Annotated in this window: 5 protein-coding genes and 1 pseudogene; 2 read left to right on the top strand and 4 right to left on the bottom strand. The window is 39.1% G+C overall.

Annotation, left to right across the window (positions count from 1 at the left end):
- Positions 1–216: 216 nt before the first annotated feature.
- The 3 genes from A4S05_RS33820 to A4S05_RS42305 all read right to left on the bottom strand — a co-directional run bounded on the left by A4S05_RS33820 (position 217) and on the right by A4S05_RS42305 (position 1,215).
- Positions 217–570, bottom strand: a complete 354-nt coding sequence (locus tag A4S05_RS33820; protein ID WP_069074144.1) for a hypothetical protein — start codon at positions 568–570, stop codon at positions 217–219.
- 157 nt (positions 571–727) lie between these two features.
- Positions 728–1,027: a type II toxin-antitoxin system RelE/ParE family toxin gene (locus A4S05_RS33815; protein ID WP_256091353.1), complete on the bottom strand. Its 300-nt coding sequence runs from the start codon at positions 1,025–1,027 to the stop codon at positions 728–730.
- 17 nt (positions 1,028–1,044) lie between these two features.
- Positions 1,045–1,215 carry a hypothetical protein gene (locus A4S05_RS42305; RefSeq protein WP_176727187.1) on the bottom strand — a complete coding sequence of 57 codons (171 nt, stop codon included), beginning with the start codon at positions 1,213–1,215 and terminating at the stop codon, positions 1,045–1,047.
- 97 nt (positions 1,216–1,312) lie between these two features.
- Here A4S05_RS42305 and A4S05_RS33810 point away from each other — a divergent pair, with 97 nt between their 5' ends.
- Together A4S05_RS33810 and A4S05_RS33805 are read left to right on the top strand one after the other, a co-directional pair.
- Entirely contained in the window at positions 1,313–1,561 is a 249-nt protein-coding gene (locus tag A4S05_RS33810; RefSeq protein WP_069074142.1) for a type II toxin-antitoxin system Phd/YefM family antitoxin, read from the top strand.
- 2 nt (positions 1,562–1,563) lie between these two features.
- Positions 1,564–1,950, top strand: a complete 387-nt coding sequence (locus A4S05_RS33805) for a type II toxin-antitoxin system VapC family toxin (protein ID WP_069074141.1) — start codon at positions 1,564–1,566, stop codon at positions 1,948–1,950.
- A gap of 96 nt (positions 1,951–2,046) precedes the next feature.
- On the opposite strand, the pseudogene A4S05_RS33800 reads toward A4S05_RS33805, so the two are convergent.
- Positions 2,047–2,261, bottom strand: a pseudogene (locus A4S05_RS33800) (hypothetical protein); the annotation flags it as partial.

Here is a 2,261-nt window from a genome sequence, read left to right as displayed (position 1 = left end):
TCTCTACTGCCTGATTTTTAAACCCCTACCCTTGAAAGAGGGTTAGGGTGGGGTAAAACCAGGGGATTGAGGGGTGGGGTAAAACCCCTGTGGGATAAGCATTTGAGCTTAAGTTTACACCAATGTTATGCCGTAAGCTAACGCACCTTCGATTGTTGACAGTGCGGCGCTTGGCGACAATACACTTTACATTAAAGCGTCAACTTTTATACTTGGTTATTCTCTCCCCAGATCCAACTGTACTTGCAATCCATCATTATCACTCTCAGACTGAGCAGGTGTTAAGAAAATAGAAGTGTCTGGCTGTGATAATGATTCGTTAAAGCGGATTTTGACTGGAGCTTTATTGCCTCTTCTATTATTGCTAGAGATGCTTGCTGGATTAGTTTGCTCAAAAAATTTTCCAAAGTCATCTTGGGCTGTTCTTTGATTAATTCCAACTAGTGAATCACCAGTTAGTCTGTATTCTCTTGGATTTGAGTTTGATGCTGGTGACTGTGCGTAGACTTGGCTTCCTAAGTTTGCAAAGGCTGCCGTAATTCCCAAGAAAGCAATAATTTTGGCGTTCATTTCTTTTGTCCAAATTATCTTTAATATTGCTTGTCTATTATTCTCTGGGCAAATTATTTTAATTAACTCTATCGTTAGGTTCTATTACTATAATTGTATTGCGTATATACTTAGCGCGTCAATGATTTTTGCTGTGTGTTGAGTAAAATAAACATCATCATTCCTGTTCTAAAATCTTTTCTATATCTTTCCTTGCATAGAGAATCCGCACAAATTGAATGCTTTCATCTTGCTCAAAGTAAAAAATTAGATATTTTTTAAATTCTTTAACAGCCCATTTACGTAAACCTTGTAAACGAAGATTCTTCAGAGGATAACGGCTACCCATTTCAGGCATTCTTGCTAACTGTGTAAAAGCTTCTCTTACAGAGTCAAAAAATAAAAGACCCATGTTGGGGTTTTCTTGGGCAATGTAAGCAAAATAATCATCAATATCTAAACTGGCTTTGGGTGTAATTACTATCTGCTTTGTAATTATTTATCTTGATGCAGGTGGTTTATCAAGTTTGTGCGTTTTTGCTGCCACCATTCATCATTAACTTCTATTGCTTCTCCACGTTTAACGATCGCACCTTGGTTGATGAGAGAATAGCGATGTCTGACAACAAGCTGCTTCTCTACTAGATGCTTTGCAGGAGTATGCATCTACGCGAATAATCGGGTCATCGCCACAAGATTAAAAAATGCACTTATAGCCAGTGTTATCCTAAGAAATATTAGGAATTAACAATTACTTAGGCAAATGAGTATCACCGTTAATGTTTCTGAAGTAACTGCCAAGTTTTCTGAATTGCTGAGTCAGGTATTACTTGGTGAAGAGGTGGTGATTGCACAGAAAGGTATTCCAGTTGCACGCCTAGTCGCTCTCACAGATACAGCCTCACCTCGAATTCCTGGATTGGATAAAGGTAAAGTTATCATTGCACCAGATTTTGACGAGCCTTTACCAGAAGATATCCTAAATGATTTTGACAGTTCTAATCTAGTTTAGCGATGAGAGCTTTACTCGATACCCATGCATTTCTTTGGTGGGTAACAGATGACCCTCAGTTATCTTCCACCAGTCGCAGTATAATTGCTGATTCAGGTAATATTTTATTTCTGAGCGTGGCAAGTGTTTGGGAGATTGTCATCAAGACTAAATCGGGTAAGCTAACTTTACCTGAACCTGTAGAAGAATATATTCCAAACCGACTAGCACTGAACCGCTTTGAGAGTTTAGACATTCAGATGACACACACTCTACAGGTTGCCAATTTGCCAAATATCCACCGAGATCCGTTTGACCGGATTCTGATTGCCCAAAGTCAAGTAGAGAATTTGCCAATTGTAACCATCGACCAAAAAATTGCACAGTATTCTGTCGAGACTATCTGGTAATCAAAGCTTAGAAATAACGATCCCACCTTGGTTGATGAAACAAAAGTATCGCTCTAAACTACTAGATTGCAAACCCTATCGCCTGAACTCGCTCTTTTAATTACGAATTAGTTTTTTAGCCAATCGCCACAGTAGATAAAACGGTAAAATTGATATTGCTAACAAGATTTGCACAAACTGACCTAACCGACGCAACCAGATAGCACGGGGAGTAGACTGGCGTTGCAAGATTGCTAGATTTTCTCGAATTGTCGCTGTAGTGGGATGATTAACTCCTAACACCCGTTGGCACATTGCCAAAGCTTCAATTA

The organism is Nostoc sp. KVJ20 (genome assembly GCF_001712795.1).
In the GTDB taxonomy this organism is placed as follows: Bacteria; Cyanobacteriota; Cyanobacteriia; order Cyanobacteriales; family Nostocaceae; genus Nostoc.
This window is presented reverse-complemented; position numbering and strand designations above follow the sequence as displayed.